This window comes from Corynebacterium sp. LaCa54, assembly GCF_046717495.1.
In the GTDB taxonomy this organism is placed as follows: domain Bacteria; phylum Actinomycetota; class Actinomycetes; order Mycobacteriales; family Mycobacteriaceae; genus Corynebacterium; species Corynebacterium kefirresidentii.
Genome location: NZ_CP177115.1, coordinates 214,819 through 234,809 on the forward strand (window position 1 = coordinate 214,819; position 19,991 = coordinate 234,809).

The following is a 19,991-nucleotide window of genomic DNA, read 5'->3' on the forward strand; positions in this document are numbered from 1 at the left end:
TGGGCGAGAAGGCTAGTCCTCAGAGACTGGCTTGGCGGTGCCCGTAGCCTTGCCGCTATCAGCGGCAGCATCCTTCTTGCCAAAGTCAAGGTCGCTATCGGAGGACGGAACCTCCGGCTTGGTGTGCTGCACGTAGGTCACGGATGGCTCCGGATCTTCGCGGTCGTAATCAAGATCGTCATCGTTTTCGAGCTCTTCGTGGATCTCTTCGGCGATATTGGTGACGAACTCGGTGGTTTCCATATTGGACGCCGCAGCCAGCTTGCGCAGCTCGCGCTCATTTTTCTTGGTGAAGCGCTTACGCGGATCCAGGCGGCGGGAAACCAGCTCGTGCGCGCGCATGCGGCGGTCGGACTCATCCGAGAGCTTGCTGCCTTTCTTAATGCGGTTGAAGACCATCACCACGATCATCAACAGACCCAGGTAGCCCAGAATTGGGTAAACATTGCTGACCAGCGTCTGGAAGCCCACGAAGGACAGGACGAAGCCGATGATGCAGCACACAGCGTAGACAGGGTAGAAGCGCTTGGGATTATTGCGGGTCAAGCGCTTGCCCAAGGCGTAGAACATACCGATAGCCGTATTGAAGACCATGCCGTAGATGATGAAGGTCATGAACACGCCGAATACCGGGTGGATGCTCGTGATGAGGGCCAGCACCGGCATATCCTCGCCGTTGACGGTCTCGGCCTCGAAGAAGAGGGCGAAGACCAGCAGGGCTAAAAGGATCAGGTAGAGCAGGCCACCAATGAGGCCGCCGATGCCGACTGCGCGGTTATCCAGGAAGTTACCGCCAATGACGATGGACATGGACACAGCCGTCATAACGTTCAGGCCGGTGTAGTTCAACGCAGACAGCCACCAGTTAGGTAGCGAGGTATCGACGTTAGCTACTGCCCAGTCATTGAGGGAAGAAAAATCAACATCTGCGTTGAGAATGGTGTAGCCGGTGGCAATCACCACGAAGATAATGATGAACGGGGTGATGGTACCGATGACCGCGGTCACGCGGTCAACATCCATCAGGCCGACGAGCAGTACCAGAATCAGCATCGCGGTGGCGCCTACCCATACAGGTATGGACGGGAATTGCTGATTGATATTCGAACCACCGCCGGCGAACATGACGAAGCCGATGGCGAATAGGGTCACCAGGGTGGACCAGTCCAAAATCTTGGCGGTAAACGGCGATGCGACCTTGTCGTAGACAGCGGTATGTTCCTCGGCCTGGAAATACGAGCCGAGCTGCAGGATGGACACGCCGGTGATCATCATCAAGCCAGCGGCTAGGGCGATGCCCCACAAGCCCCACTTGCCAAAGGCCACGAAGAACTGCATAGCTTCTTGGCCAGAAGCGAAACCCGCGCCCACGACGACGCCGATAAACGCCATGGAAATTCCGATTGCGCGTTTTAACATGAAAGGGAGAAACTCTCTTACTCACACGCGCCGGGCCCGGCATTGGGATCGCGCGGGCCCGGATCGACGGTCGATTTATCACGTGTGTACAGATCTAATAAACCACACATTGGACAAATCTTTCGGGCAAGAATCGCCCTAATTGTGGCCTCCTTCACCCAGCGTCTGGTGCTCAATCTGCAGCTAAATGCCAAAAACTGGGGCTCTTGGGGTGCAAGGTAACCAGAGCGTAACAATTTGCAGGTGAAATTATCTCGCCGCCTCAAGGGGCCGGTATGGGGGTATTAACCTGTCCCTGCGATCAGATCCTTGCGGGCGCGCGCGACGCGGGAGCGGATAGTACCTACCCGCACGCCAGCAATCTTGGCCGCCTCCTCGTACGTGTAGCCCAGCACCTGGGTGAGAATGAGGGCTTCGCGGCGGTCGGCCGGGAGGGCGTCGATAAGCGCGCGGGCATCTATCCATTCACTCCATGCCGTGGACTCTTCTGGTGCAGCACCCATGGCGTCTTCGTATTCGGTGGCAGATTTGCGCGGCCGGGCCATATCGTGGCGAATATTATCCACCCACACCCGCCGGGCTAAAGACAGCAACCACGTGCGTGCCGAGGACCGGGCTGCAAAGCGTGGCAGGGCGCTGATCACGCGCAGATAGGTCTCTTGGGTGAGATCGTCGGCGCCTTCCGGCCCGCCTAAATGCGCTAGCAAACGCCACACATCATCCTGGGTAGCCTTAATAAACTCCGTCAGCGCCGCACGGTCACCGCGACCGGCCCGAAGGGCAAGGTCGGTGACGCGGGCGTCATCTGCTGCGGAGTGGTGAGTCACCTGAATGAATCTACCAGTAGCCCCTACACTCCTTTTAGACCCCTGACAACCGGTGATTCTTTTGCCACACTGGTGGTACATATCCACTGATTGCCAGGAGGCAAAATGACTGATTTCACCGCTGATGACATCCTGAACAAGGGCCAGCGCCCCGCTGGCAAGGGCAATACCACCCGCCCGTCTGGCCAACCAGTTCCTTCCGAGAACACCTCGGTGACTGCCGGCCAGCAGGGACCAGTGGTGCTCAATGACATCCACCTCATTGAAAAGCTTGCCCACTTCAACCGCGAGCGCGTGCCGGAGCGCACCCCGCACGCTAAGGGCCACGGCGCCTTCGGTGAGCTGCACATTACGGAAGATGTATCCGCCTATACCAAGGCCAAGGTCTTCCAGAAGGGCACCGTCACCCCGATGATGGGCCGCTTTTCCACCGTCGCCGGTGAGCAGGGATCCCCGGATACCTGGCGCGATGTACACGGCTTTGCGCTGCGTTTTTATACCGAGGAAGGCAACCTGGACATCGTGGGCAATAACACCCCAGTCTTCTTCGTTCGCGATGGCCAGAAGTTCCCTGACTTCATCCACTCCCAGAAGCGTCTGGGCACCAATGGTTTGCGCGATGCGGATATGCAGTGGGATTTCTGGACCCGCAACCCGGAGTCTGCCCACCAGGTCACCTACCTCATGGGTGACCGCGGCACGCCGAAGTCGACCCGCCACCAAAATGGTTACGGCTCCCACACCTTCCAGTGGGTCAACGAAGAAGGCGAGGCTTTCTGGGTGAAGTACCACTTTAAGACCCGCCAGGGCGTAGAGAACTTCACCGACGAGGAGGCCACCACGACCGCCGGCCAGAACCCGGATTGCCACCGCGAGGACCTCTACAACGCCATCGAGGAGGGCAATTACCCAGTCTGGGACGTCAAGGTACAGATCATGCCGCTGGATGAGGCGGAGAACTATCGCTTTAATCCTTTCGACCTAACCAAGGTCTGGTCCAAGAAGGATTACCCGCTGCACGATGTGGGCTACTTCGTGCTCAACCGCAACCCACGCAATTTCTTTGCGCAGATTGAGCAGGTGGCGCTCGATCCATCCAATATCGTGCCGGGTGTTGGCCTCTCCCCAGATAAGATGCTGCAGGCACGCGTTTTCGCCTACGCTGACCAGCAGCGCTACCGCATTGGCCCGAACTACCAGCAGTTGCCGGTCAACCAGCCGCAGAATGTGGATGAGGTCAATACTTATCAGCACGAGGGCAGCATGCAGTTCCTTTTCAATGCCCCGGAGGATCCGGTGTACTCACCGAACCGCTATGAAAAGGGCACTGGCGTGCTTGACGACGCCGCTGTGAATGACCGCTCCCAGCTCGAGACCACCACCGCGGCGGAGCTTTATATCAATCCGGAGTCCTACGGCGGCGATCTGGTGCGTGCACCGTACGTTCGCCACTCCGAAGATGATGATTTCGTGCAGGCGCGCGACTTGTACGAAAACGTCTATGATGACGCCGCCAAGGAGCGCTTGGTTACCAATATCACCAATGCTATGGCAGGTGTATCTGAGGAAACCGAGGAGCGCGTTTACGACTACTGGACTAAGGTGCACCCAGCCCTTGGCCAGCGCGTGCGTGAGGTCTACGCCGAGAAGAAGTAATCCTTCCGCGGCAGTCCCTCCGCACTAAAAACTCCGCCCCCGTATCGCGCAGTTATAAAGCACGGTACGGGGGCGAAGTTATGCTGTGCGGCTAGTCGCAGCGGCGCATATTTTCGGTAAGGAAAGCGGGCGCCCCCTCGGCGGCCCACTTGTCTACGTCGTAGCACGGGGCGGTCATGCCGGAGGCGGCTTGGCCAATGGGCTCAATGGCTACCCACTGGCCATTGTCGTAGCGCGCCCAAGCTGTCCAGTCCGTGCTGTCCTTGCCGAAGTGCGCCCATTGGCCATCGCAGTCACTGACTCGGATATTTGTCATGCTGGGGGCCGTGGGTTGTAGCGCTTCTGGGGAGCAATCGCCCTGGCCTGTATCGGCGGGCGCGGCGGCCTGGTCTTCGCCCTCTTTATCGCCTGCTTCTGCGGGGGATGAGGAGGGAGCTGCTTCTACGGAAGTAGGTTCAGCCTCGGCGGTGGTCTCTGCGGCTGCCGACGTGGTGGCCTCACTCGTGGCTTCTTCGGAGGAGGTCTCCTCGGCGGAGGAGCTAAGAGCAGCGGCATCGGAAAACTCGGGTTCTGCGGACGTATCGGCGTCGTTGGAGCAGGCAACAAGGCCAAAGCACAGCGGCACGAAGGCCGCGGTGGCAAGGTAACGGGAAGGAGCTAGGGAATAAATGTGGGGCATGCCATATATTCTAGAGTAATCGGCAATGTGGGGTGCTCGGCGCGCCTGCAGCAGGGGAGTGACCTGCAAGGATAGGTTCATTACCATGACCTCACGCCTTGCTTCCCCAGACGCTGCGTCTCCCTCCCGGTGGCGCAGCGTCCTCTTGATCTTCTTGCTTGCCCTGCCGTTGGTTATCGGAGCTACGGTGGCGGGCCTCGCGCAGTGGGAACCTGCCCAGGCTTGGTCTAGCGCCGCGCAGCCGTTTGGCGCGCCACGGGAAAATTCTTCCTCTCCAGAGGTGAAAGAAGCCGCCGAAGCAGCCAGCCGCGCCCAGGCACAGGCAAGCATGCTTAAATCGGGCGCCAAGCAGCTTGACGACGGCACGGGGGAGCTCAACAAGGGGGCGGATGAGCTTGGAGGGGGCGTCGACAAGCTGGCGACGGGCTCCCAAGAACTGGTATCCGGCCTCAATCAGCTGCAGTCTGGAACCAATACGCTCGGTGGCGGCGCCACGGAGCTGGCCAATGGCGTAGGTGGCGCTGTGGACCAGGTGGTCGGCCTCGGGGCCGTCCAGGGGCAGATCCTGCAGGCCATCGATGGCACGATGCACGATCTAGAAGGCAATAAATCCAAAGAAGCGAAGGATATTCGCGCGCAGCTGGGTGATCTCCGCGCGCAGGTGAATAATTTCCGCCTGGATAATTCGGTAACTGGCCAGCTCAAGAAGCTCAAGGACGGCTCGCGCGATCTGTCCAATCAGTTGGCAGTCAATGGCTACGCCTATCACGATGGCGTGAATCAGGCGGTATCGGGCGCGCAAGAGCTCAATGAGGGTATAGCGGAGCTTAGCAAGCGCGTCGGTGAGGCGCAGGAAGGCGTGGACAAGCTTGACGACGGCGCCGGCAAGCTCTCCGGCATGGCGGCCCAAAATCAGACGAACGTGGGCGATATTCAGCGTGCCCTGCCGCCGGTGCATACTGCATCCCAAGGCCCGACGCATTTGCTGAGTCCTATTGTGGCGCTGCTGATCTCCGCCTTGGTCTTGCTCGCAGGTGCGGCAGCTGGCGTGGCCTGGCACGTAGGGTTCCGCCCTTGGCTAATGGTGGCTGGCGGAACGCTGGCTGCGGTGGCCATCGGGGAAATCCTCCTCTTCGTGCTTGCCACTGGTATTACTCCCGTGGCGGCGGCCTGGGCTGGGGTGGCGCTTCTCCTGGGCGCGCTGTCTATGACGGCCATTACGCGTGGCCTGCTAGGCCTGTGCGGTATTACTGCCGGCAGTATTCTTGCGGCACTCTTTGGCATCGGCCAGACCGCGCTGGTGGGCTGGTTGTGGAAATCCGCCGCAATTGCCGGGGTTTCTAAGGTATGGCAAGTTATTTCTAATCTTTTGCCGCTGAATTGGACTACCGCGGCTGTCACGGTGGCGGGCAACGAAGGCGAACAAGCCGTCCTCTGGGCTGGGATTGCGGTATTGTTGGCTGTCACTCTCGTTGGGTTAAGTGCAAAATGGTGGGCCTTGTCCACAGTAAAAACTAAAGATTCGGTCAATTAGGTCTGAAAATGCAGACCTAAGAATAAAAAATATTGGTGGAAACTGGGAATCTTGGTGTCCGCTACCGTTTGCATTGTGTGAATGCTACAGTTGGTCTTGCTCACAAAGCCTACTTAGGGGGTAGGCAAACGGTTTCTCCAATCCGTTGTGAGTGATAGGGAATAGGGACGACGCGGCGCTGTAGGGGCACCGCGTCGTTTCCCATATATGGGGTATTTATCTGCATTTTCTGCGCAAGAATCCGTGCACAACGGCCGCCGTTTTATCGGGGTGGGGTAGTTTTCACGCTTTGCATACCTTTTTGACGACACTTATCTATAGACAATTCAATTCAAAGTGGTGTGAATTTTTTTGAGGTAGTGGTAGTGCTGCCGGTGGCCAGGGTTTAATCTGAGTCACGCCCCGTCTATCTGTGTCACGTGCGGCACGGCGGGACGTCAACTTGTAAAGGAGCACTATGCAGACCCCGCTCGGCCTTACGACCGTAGGCCTTTTGGTCATTTTCGTGACGGTGGGAATTTTAATTCGCGGCCGGGTAAACCCCATCATTCCCATGACATTGGTGCCTGTAGTTGGTGCCCTAGTATGTGGATTTGGTCTAGGCGAAATATCTGACTTTTTCAGTGAAGGCTTAAGTTCCGTCATCAACGTTGTGGTGATGTTTATCTTTGCCATCATCTTCTTTGGCATATTGCAAGATGTTGGCCTATTTACTCCGGTTATCCGCGCGCTCATCAAGGCTACCCGCGGAAAAATCATGGCCGTAACGTTGGGCACTGCGGCGATCGGCGTAGTAGTGCACCTCGATGGATCTGGTTCTACCACCTTCCTTATCACCATCCCCGCGCTACTCCCGCTCTATCGTGCGCTGAATATGTCGCGCTACGTGCTTATCACCATTGTGGCGATGGCCGCCTCCATAATGAATATGGTTCCTTGGGGCGGCCCGCTTGGCCGGGCCGGCGCCGTAGTCGATCAAGAGCCCAATGCCATCTGGGTGCAACTTTTGCCCATTCAGGGCGTAGCGATTGTGCTGGTCTTCGTTTTGGCTGCGCTTTTGGGGTGGCGGGAAAAGCGCCGCATAGCGGGTTTGCGCGAAAGCGGCGAAATAGCAGGCGGCACGGCAGTAGACGTGAATTAATTTGCCGATGAATTCGCTGCTGCACAGGTACGTGAACAACATAAATTGGGCTACCACTTCCGCACGGGACGCTGGGTTACCGTGGTCAACGTTGTCGTAGCCCTTGCGGTCTTAGTGGCTCTGCTATCGGGCGTAGTTCCGCCCGCCCCAGCCTTCCTCGTGGCCACTACTATCACGCTAGCCATTAATTTCAGCGGTTCCATGGAACAAGGCGAGGCCCTACGGCGCCATGCGCCTAATGCATTGGCCATGGCGGGCGTCATTCTTGCCGCGGCCATGTTCTTGGGCGTTCTCAATGAAACGAAGATGCTTGAAGAAATCGCCCTGACGCTAGTTAACGTCTTGCCGGAGGGTGTCGCGCCGCATCTCCACGTTATTGTGGGCTTCTTTGGTGTACCGCTTGACTTGTTGACCTCGACGGATGCCTATTACTTCTCAGTTCTTCCTATTGTTCAGGGAACCGTGGAAAGCTTTGGGGTCAGCGGTATGGGTGCGGCTTGCGCGCTCATCATTGGTAACGTGGTGGGCACCTTCGTCTCGCCGTTCTCACCCGCATTATGGTTGGCGTTGGGGCTAGCGGAAGGCCAGATGGGTAAATATCTCAAGCTGGCTTTCCCCATTGCGTGGCTATTTTCCGCCATCTTGGTGGCCGCGGCGCTGTTTATGGGAATGTTGGCCTAGTAAAGGAAAGGCCCGCAGCACAGCTGCGGGCTCATGGTCGGGATAACAGGATTTGAACCTGCGACCTCTTCGTCCCGAACGAAGCGCGCTACCAACCTGCGCCATATCCCGGCGTTCCGCCTTGAAAAGCGGTACCTCGATACTTTAACGCAAGCTAAGCGCAATCAACAAAACGGCAGGTGGTTGCGTTTAGTCCACCTCAGTGATTTTTAGCAGCGTGGCGGAGGGCCGGCAGAAGATGCGTACGGGGGCAAATTTGGAGGTGCCCAAGCCATTGGAGACATGCATTTTCATCGGGCCGAAATCGTGGAGCCCCTGCACGCGGTCGCGGTCGATGCCGCAATTGGTTACCAGTGCACGGGATCCCGGCAGGCAAATTTGGCCGCCGTGGGTGTGACCAGAGAGCGAGAGTTGGTAGCCGTCGGCCGCGAACTTCTCCAGCACGCGGGGTTCGGGAGCGTGGAGGAGGGCCAGGGACAAATCAGCATCCTCGTTGGGTGGGCCGGCGATTTCGGAGTAGTCATCTAGATCGTGATGCGGATCGTCCACGCCGGCGGCGGCAAGACGGACGTTGCCCACCTTAAACTCATGCCGAGCCTGGTTGGCATCGCGCCATCCGTGCTCCATAAAGGCGGCGCGCATACCGCGCCAGGGCAGATCCACATAGGAAGGCTCCCGCTTTTTGCCCAGCAGATACTTGAAGGGATTGACCGGACGCGGGGCCCAGTAGTCATTGGTGCCAAAGACAAAGAGGCCGGGGCGGGCCAGCAGCGGACCGAGAGCGCGCAGCGTATCGGGTACGGCCTGCTGATCTGAGAGATTATCGCCGGTGTTGACTACGAGGTCCGGCTCCAGGGCGTCGAGGGCGGAGACCCAGGCAATCTTGGTCTCTTGGTCCGGGATCATGTGCAGATCAGAAAGGTGGAGCAACCGAAATTCCGGCTTGCCACGCAGAGTGCCCTTGGGCAGGAGAGGGAGCGTATATTCCTTGAGCTCGAATTTGGTCAGTTCGCTATAGCCCCATGCTGCGGCGCCCAGGCCCGCAGCGGTGAGGCCGCCAAGAATACGTAAAAGTTTCACGGCTACCACCCTACCTGGCGTACATTGATAGGCATGAGCGAGCTAAAACAAACCATCCGTGCAGATCTGAAAACCGCAATGAAGGCGAAGGAGAAGCAGCGCACCAGCGCCATCCGTGCCTTGCTGGCCGCCATCCAGGCCGAGGAGACTAACGGCTCCCGGCACGAGCTGGAGGACGCCGATATCCTTAAGGTAATTGCGCGCGAAATCAAAAAGCGCCGCGAGTCCGCCGAGGTCTATGAGGAAAATGGGCGTCCGGAGTTGGCTGAAGCCGAGCTTGCTGATGTCCCCTTCTTCGAGGCCTACCAGCCCCGCCAGCTAGACGAGTCCGAGCTGCAGGCCTTGGTGAAGGAATCCATCGCCGAGGTCGAAGCCGAAAACGGCGAAGCACCCACCATGAAGCAGATGGGTGCCGTAATGAAGGTGGCCAATGCCAAGGCCGCCGGCCAAGCGGACGGCAAGCGCCTGTCCGCTGAGGTCAAAGCCCAGCTGAGCTAGAGCGGGCGAGACCACACTGGGCGGCGGAGCCTAGCGGCCAAGCAGGCTGCGGATATCGTTGGCAAAGTTATCGATGTCCTCTTGGCGGATGCCAAAGTCTTCCGGCGAGAATCCGCCCCCTCCACCGTCACCGCCTGTGCCGCCAGTCGAGCGGCCCGGACTAGTAGCACCGTCGGTATTAGCGCCGCCGGTGCTATTTTGCGTGCCGGTGGAGTTAGCATCGGCCACGCCGGAGGAGGGGGATTGGGAGGCCCCGGCGCCGTCGGAAAGCTGCAGCGTAATCTCTGCGCCCTTCTTCTTTCCGTCCTTGCCGGTAATGGCGCGAACTACGCGGCCATAAGGCACATCGCCGCCGATGACGCGGGAAGTCTTGACCACATAGCCCTTAGCTTCCAAGGCCTGGCGCGCCTCGGCCTCGGACTTGCCACGCAGGCCATCTAGGGTCTTATCGGCCGTGGTGCCGTTATCGTATTTCTTATTGTAATTCGGCAGACCAGCCTTGGTTGCTATCGGCAGCTGGGAGGCCATGCTGAAGAAGGTCTGCGCCGGCTCCAGGCCGCCGTAGAGGTTGCCCCAACCCGCACACTGGCGCACCGGGCCAGTACACAGCGGGACGGTGGAGGTGCCGTCGTTATAAATATAAGGAGCGGCGGAAATGCCCTCATTGAATCCCAAGAAAGCAGAGGACTGGTTGGACTCGGTGGTGCCGGTCTTTGCCGCGATAGGGCTGGAATAGCCGGCCGCCTGGGCGGCATCTTTGGCCGTGCCCTGCTTGGCATCTTCGGACAAAGCATTGCTCATGGCGCGGGCCACGTCCTTATCCACCGCCTGCTCACAAGGGGTTTCTTTAAGGTAGACCTCGTTGCCTTCCTTATCGGTGATCTGGGCGATGGGGTTGGGTTCACACCATTTGCCATCCGAGGCCAGCGTGGCACCCACATTGGCTAGCTCCAGCGGGTTGACCTGGTCTGGGCCCAGGGTAAAGGAACCCGAATTGGCTTCCTTGGTGTGCTGGGCAATCGAGGTGTCCTTATCAAAGCTGCCCTTGTCATCGTAGGAGCGCAGGCCCAAGCGCACGGCCATATCAACGATGGGGGCTACGCCTACCTGCTCGGTGAGCTTGATAAAAGGCGTATTGGGCGAGTGGGCCAGTGCTTCCTGCAGCGTCATGGTGGCCTTATAGGCGCCAGCGTTTTCCACGCAGTAGCGGTCCGCCGGGCAGCCGGCGGCGCCGCCGTGACCAAGGCCTTCCGCCTCGTAGCGGGTGGGCACATCCACGGTGTTTTTAATGCCATAGCCTGCCTCAAGCGCGGCCGCGGCGGCAAAGACCTTAAACACGGAGCCGGCGCCGTTGCCTACCAGGGAATAGGGCTGCGGCAGGATGGTTTCATTCTTGTCCAAGTCCAAGCCATAGTCACGGGAGGAGACCATGGCCAGCACCTTGCGATCCGATTTACCGGGTTTGATGACGTCCATGACTTCCGCCACGCCCGGGGCGTCCGGGTTGGTGTGGCTTTGCACGGCCTGAAGGGCCTTATTTTGCACCGTTGGATCCAGCGTGGTTTTGATGGTGTAGCCACCGCGCGCCAGCTGTTCTTCGCTAATGCCCTTCTTATCCAGGTACTTCAGCACATAATCACAGTAGAAACCGCGGTCACCCGCGCCGATGCAGCCATTGGCTAGCGTTTGGGGCTTCTTGCCGACGCCCAGCTTTTCCCCCTTATACTTATCCGCTTCCTGCTGCTTGATATAGCCGTTATCCGCCATGGATTGCAGGACGAGATTGCGCCTTTCGGTTACTTCGCCAGTGTTGGTATAGGGGTTGAGACGCTCAGAGGATTGGACCATGCCCGCCAGCATTGCTGCTTGTGGCACCGTGAGCTCAGAGGCGTGGGTGCCAAAATAGGTGCGGGCTGCGGCCTCGACGCCATAGGCATGGTTACCAAAAGACACCAGGTTGAGATAGTTGGTGAGGATGTCATCCTTATCTAACTCCTCATCCATCTTGGTAGCCATGCGCATCTCGCGCAGCTTGCGGGTTATGGATTGCTCGGTGGCCGCGGCACGCTCTTCATCGGTGGTAGCAGAAACCAACAGCAAGTAGTTCTTTACGTACTGCTGATCGATGGTAGAAGCACCCTGAGAGACACCACCCGAGGTCAGGTTGGTCCACAGTGCACGGAAATTGCCCTGGAAGTCTACGCCTTCGTGATCATAAAAGCGCTCGTCCTCAATGGAGACGATGGCGTTTTTCATGGCTTTAGAAATCTTCTTTCCCTCCACCGGGTGGCGGCGCTGGCTGAAGACATAGGCCATGTCCTTGCCCTTGGCATCTTTAATAGTGGTGACGCCAGGGATATTACCGGCCGTCAGATCTTGCAGGTCAGATTGCATGGTTTCGTTAGTACGGGCAATCGCTACCCCGGAAATGCCCGCGAAGGGGGCAAGGGCCAGGGCGATCAGCGCGCCTACCAAGACCGTAGACAGGGCTATCTTGGCCAAAGATTTGATGACAGTCACGCCCCATACACTACGTGGTCGCCCTCGGTGGGTGGAAGATCACTCGCACCCCCTAAAGTGTGACGTGTTAGACAATCTTCTACCTGGGTGAATAGACTTAGGCGCGTTACATAGTATTCCGTCTGGGAAGGAGCACACTCACCCATGACCGTTCGTGTGAAGACTGCTGGAATGTCTAATACAGCCCGAAATCCCGAGCGTGGTGAGTGGGTTACCCAGGCTAAATGCCGTAAAGGTGACCCGGATGCCCTCTTTGTGCGCGGTGCAGAACAGCGCAAGGCGGCGGTCATCTGCCGCCACTGCCCGGTGTTGACCGAATGCCGTGCCGATGCTTTGGATAACCGCGTCGAGTTTGGTGTTTGGGGCGGGCTGACCGAGCGTCAGCGCCGTGCATTGCTGCGCAAGAACCCTCACATCACGGATTGGGCGCACTACTTGGCTGAGGGCGGCGAACTCGTCGGGATTTAAGAATTTTGACGGCGTGGGGCGTATTTAATAGTTAGAATGGGACCCATGACTAAATGGGAATACGCAACCGCACCTGTTCTTACCCACGCTACGAAGCAGATCCTCGATTCTTGGGGTGAAGACGGCTGGGAACTGGTTACCGTCACCCCTGGCCCGAACCCAGAAAACGTCGTGGCCTACTTCAAGCGCGAGGTGGCAGAGTAAATGGGCTTTCATGCTCGCTTGCGGGAGCTGGGGTACGAGCTACCGGGCGTCGCCAAGCCGCTAGCTTCCTATGTGCCGGCCGTGCGCGTAGGAAATCAGGTCTGGACCTCCGGTCAGCTTCCCCTCGTGGAGGGAACCTTGCCGCTGACCGGCAAGGTTGGTGCCGAAATCACTACGGAACAAGCCCAAGAACAGGCCCGTATCGCGGCGCTCAATGCGCTCGCCGCCATCGATGCTGAGGTGGGCCTAGATAATATCTCCCGCGTGCTAAAGATTGTGGGGTTCGTGGCTTCTGATCCGGGCTATGCAGATCAGCCAGCAGTTATCAATGGCGCCTCGGATTTCATTGGTGAAGTCTTTGGGGATGCCGGAACGCATGCTCGCTCCGCCGTTGGTGTGGCTGCGTTGCCTAAAAACGCGCCGGTAGAGATCGAACTAATCGTAGAAATTGCTGCTTGATCGGATAGGCTAGTAACTATGGAGCACCCTGCATATAGTCAATTGCGTCCCGTCAGCCAATCCGTTGGCGTAGTCCTTTGTGATAACCCCAGCTACACCGCCCTTGAGGGTACGAATACGTGGATTATTCGCGCCGCTGAAGACTCCCGGGCGATCGTCGTAGACCCGGGTCCAGAGGATGAAGGCCATCTCAACGTTGTGCACCGCAACGCAGGTGAGGTGGCATTGATTTTGATTACTCACCGCCACGATGATCACGCATCTGGCGCGCAGCGCCTGCGGCAGATGACCGGCGCCCCCATTCGCGCATTCGATCCGAGTTACTGCAACGGTGCCGAGGCGCTGCAGGATGGTGAGCATATCTCCCTCGACGGCATCACCCCTCGCCTCGAGGTTGTTCACACCCCTGGCCATACCGCGGACTCCACCTGCTTTTTTGTGTGGAGCGGTGAAGTAGGAAACTCCCGTCTCGAAGGCATTATTTCCGGTGACACCATCGCAGGCCGTCACACCGTTTTGCTTTCGGAGACGGACGGAAACTTGGCCGACTATCTGCACACCTTGGATACCCTAGAGGAGCGCGGTAAGGATATCGCGTTGTTCCCAGGGCACGGCCCAGATTTGGATGACACGTCCCAGGTAGCTCGCAAGTATATCGACCGCCGCCACTACCGCCTTGATCAGATTAAGGAGATCCGCTCCCGCTTGGGTGAGGATGTAGATCTGAATACCCTGGTCAACGAGATGTACGATGATGTGGATCCGGTACTGCGCCACGCTGCGGAGCAGTCCACTCGCACCGCGCTGAAGTATTTGGACGGCAAGACTAAATAAGCCGTATCTCCTATGTGCCCCTTTTTCCTCCTAGTAGGAAAAGGGGCTTAATTGTTTTAGCCCCTGCGCTGGTGCACCAGGGAAGTGGGGCTGGCCTTCACGTAATGCTGGGCAAGGGGGGCGAAAACCAGCGAAACCCCCGCTTTAAGCGGGGGTGTGGCGAGCTCGCGCTTACTTAGCGAGCGCGGCGGGCGAGGTGCTCGGTATCGACAATGAGCACGGACTTGCCCTCGAGGCGGATCCAACCGCGGTGGGCAAAGGTGGCGAGCGCCTTGTTGACGGTCTCACGAGAGGCGCCGACCAGTTGGGCAATCTCTTCCTGGGTGAGATCGTGGTTTACGCGCAGGGCGCTGCCTTCCTGGACGCCGAAGCGATTGGCCAGCTGCAGCAAAGTCTTTGCCACGCGGCCGGGAACATCCGTGAAGATGAGGTCGGCCAAGTTGGCGTTGGTGCGACGCAGGCGGCGTGCCAAGACGCGTAGCAGCTGCTGTGCGATTTCGGGGTGGTCACCAACCCACTTCTTGAGCAGCTCGGAGTTCATGGTGGCCGCCTGAACTTCGGTCACGCATACTGCGGAAGAGGTGCGCGGGCCCGGGTCGAAGATGGACAGCTCGCCGAACATATCGGATGGGCCCATGACGGTCAGGAGGTTTTCGCGGCCGTCCGGGGCGTGGCGAGCGAGCTTAATCTTGCCCGAGGTGATGATGTACAAGCGGTCACCAGGTTCGCCCTCGTCGAAGATGGTGGTTCCGCGCGGATAGCGCACGGTCTCCATCTGCTCGATGAGGTGCTGCACTGCAACGGGATCAACGCCTTGGAAGATTCCGGCGCGGGAGAGGATGTCCTGTACGCCTTCCACGTTTTACTCCTTGGATGTCGACTACGAAAGTCCATAGATGCGCCTGCGCCACATCTGGGTGCGGTCTTTCATGCACTCGACAATGCGGAACAAGCGGGGTCACTGTGTAACGAGTTTCATCTTACAGTGTAATTGGTCACTTTTGGTACTTCAGTGAATTTTTGTCACACTATAGAAACTCTGATCGTGCTAGAGGCACAACTCCGGCCAGCGAGTTTGCGGCTTAGTCAGCGAAAACAACTGCCTCGAGCTTTTCCATCAGGAGGGCGAAAAGGGCGATCGCAAGCGGTACCAGAATCACAAGTGAAATCATGTTTTCCTAGTCTACTAAGCTTTATGCCATGAATTCAGCACTGTCAGCGGCCAGCGCGCCGGAGCTACGGGCACCGGAGATAAATAGGCGTTTGGCACAGGAGTATCCAGATGCGCGTTGTGCCTTGGATTATGACTCCCCGCTGCAGCTTTTGATAGCCACGGTGCTTTCTGCCCAGTGCACGGATGAGCGCGTGAACTCGGTGACCCCTGAACTCTTCTCCCGCTACCCCGAGGCCGCAGATTATGCAGCAGCGCAGCGGTCGGAACTGGAGCGCATCCTGCGCCCGTTGGGTTTTCAACGAGCTAAGGCGGGACACCTTTTAGGCATAGGGGAGAAGCTGGTGGCAGATTATGCAGGCGAGGTTCCCCGCACGGTTAAAGAGCTCACCAGCCTGCCCGGCGTGGGGCGTAAGACCGCGCTGGTGGTGCTTGGGAATGCCTTTGGGATTCCGGGGCTGACGGTGGATACGCACTTCGGCCGCCTCATGCAGCGGCTCGGGCTCACAGGGGAGACGACGCCGCTAAAGATTGAGCGGGACATCGCCAAGCTCCTGCCAGAAGAAGAGTGGACAATGTTTTCTCACCGCGTCATCTTTCATGGGCGCCAGGTATGCCATGCGCGCACGCCGGAGTGCGGTGCATGCGTGCTGCGGGATATGTGTCCAGCGGCTAGTGGGCGCTAGGCTTAAGGCATGAAGAACTACGTCCTTGGCACGGTGATTGCCGCGATCCTCATTGCCGTTATCGCCGTAGTGGGGGTCTCGCAATTGCGGGGTGGGGACGAAGCCGAGGAGGCGTTGCTAACCGAGGCTGCTCCGCAAGAAGTTCCGCAGCGTCCAGACTGTCCAGCCGGCACCGTAGCTGGGGTAGAGCTGGATTGCTTGGGCGGTAAGGCCACCGGAAAGCGTGCCGATGAAGGTGTGAGCGTGGTCAACGTGTGGGCGTGGTGGTGCGAGCCGTGCCGCGCGGAGCTTCCCTATCTGCAAAAGGTGGCGGAGACGCACCCAGAATGGCAGGTCGTGGGTGTGCACGCGGATAAGAACGCGGGAAACGGTGCGGCTTTCTTGAATGACGTGGGAGTGGATCTGCCGAGCTTCCAGGATGCGGATAATAAATTTGCCGGTCAGTTAAGCCTGCCAGGCGTAGTTCCGGTGACAGTGGTGCTCAAGGACGGCGAAGTACGCAAGCAATTTGCGCAGCCCTTTAGCTCCGCAGCGGAGATTGAACGGGCCGTGAAAGAGGCGATTGCGGCATGAGCCAACTTCGTCCCGAGTACACACCAGAATGGCTCAAGCCAGCGTTGGGGGTAGACCCGAGCCAGGTGCAAGAGCTCATTGGCAACCGGCAGGCCTCGTCACTCAATGGCACTACTGCGCAGGTGCCGGTCAAACGGGAAGCAGCCGTGCTCATGCTGCTTAGCGGCGAAAGCGCGGAGGAGGGCAGCATTTTGCTCACGCACCGCTCGCCGTCCATGCGTTCTCACTCCGGACAAATTGCCTTCCCGGGCGGCCGCCGAGATCCCGGTGATACCTCGCTAGTGGATACTGCGCTGCGGGAAGCCTGGGAAGAAACGGACCTGCAGCGTAATTCCGTGACCCCGCTGGAGCAGTGGAGCCAACTGCATATCCGTGCCACCGGCAATCCCGTGAGCCCGATCCTGGCGCATTGGAACCAGCCGGGGGAGGTCTATCCCGCCAGCCCTGATGAAACCGATGACGTCTTTCTCGTTCCCATCCGGGAATTGGTCGATCCACACAATCGCTTCGTGGTGGGCTTTAGAAAATGGCAAGGACCAGCATTTCATGCCAATGGCTATGTCATCTGGGGGTTTACCGCCGGCGTGCTTTCGGCCCTCTTGCAGCACTCTGGGTGGAGCGTTCCTTGGGATAATAATTCAGTCATGGACCTGCGTGACTCCCTCAAAAACTCCCGCAATAATGAGAAGATGTCCTAACCGCTTGTGCCGCGGTACGTGTACGTCTTAACCCCCAAATAGAAAGAATCCATAGCCATGACTCCTGCGCTTATCGTTGACGGCCTGATTGTGGTCGCCGTCCTGTTGGCGCTACTTAGTGGGTGGCGCAATGGTGCCCTCGCGGCAGTTTTGGCCTCCATCGGAGTGGGTGCTGGGGTAGTGCTGGGCATTGCCGTGGCACCTGCCGCATTGCGCCTGGTGGAGCAGCCCTCGCTGCGCTTGCTGCTTTTGGTAGGGATTTTGGTGCTATTCGTGGGCATCGGGCAGCTCATCGGCTCCTCTCTGGGCGGCAGCGTGCGCGACCGCATGAAGGCGCGCAAGACGCAGCGCCTCGATTCTGCGGTGGGTGCGGTATTCCAAGCCTTTGCCGCCTTGGTGGTTATTTGGCTGATTTCTATCCCTGTGGCCACCAACTTGGGTGGTGCGGCCGGTCAGGGCCTGCGCGATTCGCGCATTCTGGGCAACCTCAACTCGGCCGCGCCGGCGCGGGTAGCGGCGCTGCCCAATGGTGTGGCGGCAATGCTTAATGAGTCCGGCCTGCCGCCATTAGTGTCGCCGTGGCAAAACTCTATTAGCACCGAGGAGGTAGAAGAGCCGGACCCAGACGTGCAGGATCCGGAGCTGGTGCGCCGCATGCGGCCCTCCATCATTCACGTGCTTGGCGACGCCGAAGAGTGCTCCCGCCGCCTCATGGGTTCCGGCTTCGTAACGGCCGATGACTACGTGATCACCAATGCCCACGTGGTGGCCGGCACGCAGACCGTGCGCCTTGATACCAAGCTGGGGCTTAAGGATGCGACCGTGGTCTACTACAACCCAGACGTGGACGTGGCGGTGTTGCATTCGCGCGACCTCGGCATCGATCCGCTGCCGTGGGCCCAGACCCCGGCCCAGACGGGCGATGATGCGATGGTCATGGGCTTCCCACATTCTGGGCCTTTCGACGCCGAGATGGCGCGTGTGCGCGATCGCATCACCATTTCCGGCCCGGATATTTACTCCCACGGGCATGTGGAGCGCGATTCCTACACCGTTCGTGGCAACATCCAGCAAGGAAATTCCGGCGGCCCGCTGGTCAATACGGCCGGCGAGGTCCTAGGCGTGGTCTTTGGCGCCTCGGTGGATGACTCTGAGACGGGCTATGCGCTCACCGCTGATGAAGTCAACAGTCAGATCGGGGACGTCGCGCAGCTTACCCACCCGGTCGATACCGGTGAGTGCGTGGCCCACTAGGTATATTCTTGGAGCCACGCCCCCAGCGTAGAGACGAACTCCGCCGGTGCTTCCACGTGAGGTAGGTTCTTCGCACCGGGCACGGTCGTGGCGGTAAAACCGTGGCGGGCGCGCAAGGCGGCGCGACGGACCACGGGATTCCACAGCCGTTGTTGGGCGTGGATGAAAAGGACGGGTCGTTCCACTGTCAGTTCCACCCAGTTCAGGGGGACAACGGCGGTGCGCATACGGTGGTTCCACATGATTCCGCGCCGAACGCTGCCGATCCGGGAGGCGCGCAGGCGTAGATCGAGGATGCGGTCAAAGGTGGCTCCGTTAAGCGAAGGCCCCGTATCCAGCTCCAACTCCTTGCGGTAGGCGCGCGGGCTAAGTAGCAGGTTCTGGGCGCGGGTAACGCGGGGTAGGCGGCACAGCAGCGAGCGCAGGTTAATCCACCCAAAATCCCACGGCCGGGCGGCAATCGCTCGGCGCAGATCCACCGGGTGAGCGGCGGAGATGGAAGCCAAGCCGCGCACCCGCTCGGGGCGCTCAGCGGCTAAGCACCAAGCCACCGCGCCGCCGGTATCGGCACCGACCACAAAGGCATCGTCGTGGCCCATGGCCTGGATGAGCCCGCTGATATCGCCCACCAAGGTACGAATATCTTGCCCCGCATCAATAGGTGGCTTATCGGACATGCCAAAGCCGCGCATATCTACCGCCGCGACGTGGAAGCCGCGCTGCGCAAGCGGCGCAATGACGTCTTGGTAGTCGAACCACCCACCAAAGGCGCTGTGGATGAGTACCACTAGTGGCTGCGTGCTCTCTCCCGCCGTGGCCACGTGCAGGCGGATGCCGCGGGTATGGACGAAGTCATGCGCATAAGGTCCCTCCAGCTCCACCGTTGAGGGAGGCAGGGGTGCAAAGGCCATGGTGCCGCCTTTCTATAGTTGGGGCAGAAACGGTAGAGGATAGGGGAAAGTACACAAAATCCGCCCCAGGCTAGCTAGGGCGGATAGAGGGGAGCACGACTGCGTGGCGTGCTGCGTGTGCGTGGCGCCTGCCGGTTTAGGTGTAGAGGCCGTGGGTGGTCTTTCGGTCCAGAGACTTTTGTGCCTTGCCCGGAACCAGGTTCTTGAGCTCCTTGGTGGAGTCAATGGTCTTTTGCGGCGCCTTCACCTGCTTGACGTTCTTCAGACCAACAAAGGCCAGGATGCCGGCGAGGACGATCATGATCAAGAAGACGATCAGGAACGCTGCCCAGCGGTCCAGCCAGATGGCGAGGAGCTCTGCCAGGAAGAAGAAAAAGAAGAAAGAGCTATACAGCGCGATGGTGCCAGCGCCGCCGAAGAGACCAGCGCCAATTCCGCCCTTCTTTGCGGACTCTGCCAGCTCGGTCTTAGCCAGCTCCACCTCGGAGCGTACGAGCTGGGACATCTGCTCGGTGGCGTTGGAGACCAGCTGGCCTACCGAGGTCTCGGACGAGGACGTATCCACGTCACTCAATGGGATCGAGTTCACCTTCGGTGCAAATTGATCAGTACCGTCGGTATACAGTCCATCGTTGCTCACGATTAATTCTCCTCGCGTTTATCTAAACCTTGTAATGTCCCTAATAATAATGGAATCA

19 protein-coding genes, 1 tRNA gene and 1 pseudogene are annotated in these 19,991 nt (G+C 59.0%); 12 read left to right on the plus strand and 9 right to left on the minus strand.

The annotated features are described in order from the left end of the window. Positions 1-12: 12 nt before the first annotated feature. Both ACLI1M_RS01085 and ACLI1M_RS01090 read right to left on the minus strand, forming a co-directional pair. Complete coding sequence (locus tag ACLI1M_RS01085) at positions 13-1,419, minus strand: hypothetical protein (RefSeq protein WP_248099249.1); 1,407 nt, start codon at positions 1,417-1,419, stop codon at positions 13-15. Between the two features lie 284 nt (positions 1,420-1,703). Next, positions 1,704-2,246, minus strand: a complete 543-nt coding sequence (locus ACLI1M_RS01090) for an RNA polymerase sigma factor (RefSeq protein ID WP_034655687.1) — start codon at positions 2,244-2,246, stop codon at positions 1,704-1,706. Positions 2,247-2,351: 105 nt separating this feature from the next. Here ACLI1M_RS01090 and ACLI1M_RS01095 point away from each other — a divergent pair, with 105 nt between their 5' ends. After that, positions 2,352-3,902 (plus strand): catalase, encoded by a 1,551-nt coding sequence (locus tag ACLI1M_RS01095; RefSeq protein WP_200288362.1) that lies wholly within the window; start codon positions 2,352-2,354, stop codon positions 3,900-3,902. A 91-nt stretch (positions 3,903-3,993) separates the two neighbouring features. Here ACLI1M_RS01095 and ACLI1M_RS01100 read toward each other — a convergent pair whose 3' ends face one another. Then, the gene (locus tag ACLI1M_RS01100; RefSeq protein WP_248099246.1) at positions 3,994-4,581 is read right to left on the minus strand and encodes a hypothetical protein; all 588 of its coding nucleotides are present in this window, start codon (positions 4,579-4,581) and stop codon (positions 3,994-3,996) included. An 85-nt stretch (positions 4,582-4,666) separates the two neighbouring features. Between ACLI1M_RS01100 and ACLI1M_RS01105 the strand changes: the two genes are divergently transcribed. Both ACLI1M_RS01105 and ACLI1M_RS01110 read left to right on the plus strand, forming a co-directional pair. Next, positions 4,667-6,115, plus strand: coding sequence for an ABC transporter permease (locus tag ACLI1M_RS01105; protein ID WP_248099245.1), 1,449 nt, complete (start codon positions 4,667-4,669; stop codon positions 6,113-6,115). A 457-nt stretch (positions 6,116-6,572) separates the two neighbouring features. Then, a pseudogene (locus ACLI1M_RS01110) lies at positions 6,573-7,937 on the plus strand (CitMHS family transporter). A 34-nt stretch (positions 7,938-7,971) separates the two neighbouring features. Here the strand turns inward: ACLI1M_RS01110 and ACLI1M_RS01115 are convergent. Next, positions 7,972-8,048, minus strand: a tRNA-Pro gene (locus tag ACLI1M_RS01115). A gap of 78 nt (positions 8,049-8,126) precedes the next feature. Beyond that, positions 8,127-9,017, minus strand: coding sequence for a metallophosphoesterase (locus ACLI1M_RS01120; protein ID WP_200288358.1), 891 nt, complete (start codon positions 9,015-9,017; stop codon positions 8,127-8,129). A gap of 33 nt (positions 9,018-9,050) precedes the next feature. Here ACLI1M_RS01120 and ACLI1M_RS01125 point away from each other — a divergent pair, with 33 nt between their 5' ends. Then, the gene (locus tag ACLI1M_RS01125) at positions 9,051-9,515 is read left to right on the plus strand and encodes a GatB/YqeY domain-containing protein (RefSeq protein WP_023020406.1); all 465 of its coding nucleotides are present in this window, start codon (positions 9,051-9,053) and stop codon (positions 9,513-9,515) included. A gap of 30 nt (positions 9,516-9,545) precedes the next feature. Here ACLI1M_RS01125 and ACLI1M_RS01130 read toward each other — a convergent pair whose 3' ends face one another. Beyond that, entirely contained in the window at positions 9,546-12,035 is a 2,490-nt protein-coding gene (locus ACLI1M_RS01130; RefSeq protein ID WP_200288357.1) for a transglycosylase domain-containing protein, read from the minus strand. Between the two features lie 144 nt (positions 12,036-12,179). Between ACLI1M_RS01130 and ACLI1M_RS01135 the strand changes: the two genes are divergently transcribed. The 4 genes from ACLI1M_RS01135 to ACLI1M_RS01150 are packed head-to-tail and all read left to right on the plus strand — an operon-like array spanning position 12,180 to position 14,000. Next, positions 12,180-12,503, plus strand: a complete 324-nt coding sequence (locus ACLI1M_RS01135) for a WhiB family transcriptional regulator (protein WP_023020408.1) — start codon at positions 12,180-12,182, stop codon at positions 12,501-12,503. 45 nt (positions 12,504-12,548) lie between these two features. Beyond that, complete coding sequence (locus ACLI1M_RS01140) at positions 12,549-12,707, plus strand: DUF4177 domain-containing protein (protein ID WP_005323131.1); 159 nt, start codon at positions 12,549-12,551, stop codon at positions 12,705-12,707. Next, positions 12,708-13,166 (plus strand): RidA family protein, encoded by a 459-nt coding sequence (locus tag ACLI1M_RS01145; protein ID WP_023020409.1) that lies wholly within the window; start codon positions 12,708-12,710, stop codon positions 13,164-13,166. An 18-nt stretch (positions 13,167-13,184) separates the two neighbouring features. Continuing rightward, positions 13,185-14,000 (plus strand): MBL fold metallo-hydrolase, encoded by an 816-nt coding sequence (locus ACLI1M_RS01150; protein ID WP_248099244.1) that lies wholly within the window; start codon positions 13,185-13,187, stop codon positions 13,998-14,000. Positions 14,001-14,175: 175 nt separating this feature from the next. On the opposite strand, the gene glxR is transcribed toward ACLI1M_RS01150, so the two are convergent. Continuing rightward, positions 14,176-14,859 carry a CRP-like cAMP-activated global transcriptional regulator GlxR gene (glxR, locus tag ACLI1M_RS01155; RefSeq protein ID WP_005323128.1) on the minus strand — a complete coding sequence of 228 codons (684 nt, stop codon included), beginning with the start codon at positions 14,857-14,859 and terminating at the stop codon, positions 14,176-14,178. A 341-nt stretch (positions 14,860-15,200) separates the two neighbouring features. Here glxR and nth point away from each other — a divergent pair, with 341 nt between their 5' ends. From nth to ACLI1M_RS01175, 4 genes are read left to right on the plus strand one after another with little or no spacing between them, the layout of a single operon-like run. After that, complete coding sequence (gene nth, locus ACLI1M_RS01160; RefSeq protein WP_200288355.1) at positions 15,201-15,857, plus strand: endonuclease III; 657 nt, start codon at positions 15,201-15,203, stop codon at positions 15,855-15,857. Between the two features lie 9 nt (positions 15,858-15,866). Continuing rightward, the gene (locus ACLI1M_RS01165; RefSeq protein WP_200288354.1) at positions 15,867-16,430 is read left to right on the plus strand and encodes a TlpA family protein disulfide reductase; all 564 of its coding nucleotides are present in this window, start codon (positions 15,867-15,869) and stop codon (positions 16,428-16,430) included. Next, a complete protein-coding gene (locus tag ACLI1M_RS01170) occupies positions 16,427-17,128 on the plus strand; it encodes an NUDIX hydrolase (RefSeq protein WP_200288353.1) in 702 nt (233 codons plus the stop codon). Before ACLI1M_RS01165 ends, ACLI1M_RS01170 begins: the two co-directional genes overlap by 4 nt. A 57-nt stretch (positions 17,129-17,185) precedes the next feature. Then, a complete protein-coding gene (locus tag ACLI1M_RS01175) occupies positions 17,186-18,382 on the plus strand; it encodes a MarP family serine protease (RefSeq protein WP_200288352.1) in 1,197 nt (398 codons plus the stop codon). On the opposite strand, the gene ACLI1M_RS01180 is transcribed toward ACLI1M_RS01175, so the two are convergent. Further along, a complete protein-coding gene (locus ACLI1M_RS01180; protein WP_200288351.1) occupies positions 18,379-19,293 on the minus strand; it encodes an alpha/beta fold hydrolase in 915 nt (304 codons plus the stop codon). The two genes, ACLI1M_RS01175 and ACLI1M_RS01180, sit on opposite strands and share 4 nt — an antisense overlap. A gap of 136 nt (positions 19,294-19,429) precedes the next feature. Beyond that, a complete protein-coding gene (locus ACLI1M_RS01185) occupies positions 19,430-19,933 on the minus strand; it encodes a phage holin family protein (RefSeq protein ID WP_023020417.1) in 504 nt (167 codons plus the stop codon). Positions 19,934-19,991 lie beyond the last annotated feature (58 nt).